This is a genomic window from Streptococcus mitis (assembly GCF_003942965.1).
Lineage (GTDB): Bacteria > Bacillota > Bacilli > Lactobacillales > Streptococcaceae > Streptococcus > Streptococcus mitis_BH.
In genome coordinates this window covers 1-954 of record NZ_RJOG01000077.1, presented here as the reverse complement: position 1 = coordinate 954, position 954 = coordinate 1, and the positions used below count along the sequence as shown (strand labels likewise).

At 30.9% G+C, this 954-nt stretch carries 2 protein-coding genes; both read right to left on the bottom strand.

The genetic code is table 11. The features are described from left to right. Positions 1 to 16 precede the first annotated feature (16 nt). Positions 17 to 721 (bottom strand): HAD family hydrolase, encoded by a 705-nt coding sequence (locus D8837_RS09370; RefSeq protein WP_125456878.1) that lies wholly within the window; start codon positions 719 to 721, stop codon positions 17 to 19. A gap of 50 nt (positions 722 to 771) precedes the next feature. After that, positions 772 to 954 (bottom strand): hypothetical protein (locus tag D8837_RS09640; RefSeq protein WP_312023208.1); only part of this gene is annotated, 183 nt, incomplete at its 5' end.

The following is a 954-nucleotide window of genomic DNA, read 5'->3' as shown; positions in this document are numbered from 1 at the left end:
AAATTGATTCGCAGCTTTAATAAATTCCATGCTTTACCTCATCTAGTTTATAAATCACATCTTTTCTTTCGATAATGATCTTACAATCTAGTTTCTCTTTTGTAATCTTATCCAACAATTTCTTATTGGGATTTATTGCTGTCGGAAAACCTACAGATTGAAGCATTGTAAAATCACCAGTCGTATCTCCATAAGCATAGGATTTTTCGAAATCAATGAACAAATTTTTTAAGACTTGTAATTTTGAAGTTGAGTCCCACATAGGAATCACTTCTCCAGTGTACTTATTATCAAGTTGAAGATAATTTGTTGCATACCAGATATCTGCACCCAATTTATCTGCCATTTTTGAGACTAAGAAATCAGGAGAACCTGAAATAAATATAATCTGGTGCCCCTGTTCCTTATGCCATTTGATCCGATCACGAGTGTATCGATAAAGCTTTTTACTTTCTTTTTCAATAACTTTTTTAGCGACAAAATCAATATCAAGTACATCTTTATCTGCAATATATTTTGTATAAAGTGTTGCAGCAATATAGAGATAGTCATCATAGTCTAGTTCTCTATTTTCCCAAGCATTTTTGTGAAATTTAATTTCAGCATTGACACTATTTGGAAATACATCATAGGAAACACACTTTTCCATATGCTTTAAAAGTAAGGAATCTCTAAAAATTGTTCCGTCGATATCAAATATAGCTGCTATTGGTCTATTCATATGTTCCCTTTCTAGATTACTTAAAATACTGTCTAATAACTTTGATGAAATCAAACTCTAACTACTTCTACTTCTTCTTTCCCAAATAAAATTAGATATTTATCAATTTTACTTATCCCATAGGCTTTTGTTAATCCTTCTTCATACAAGGAAAGTTGACCTTTATACCGTTCAATTAGTTCAGTAGAATCTTGGTACCTGTCCGTTTTGTAATCAAAAAGAATAATATGATC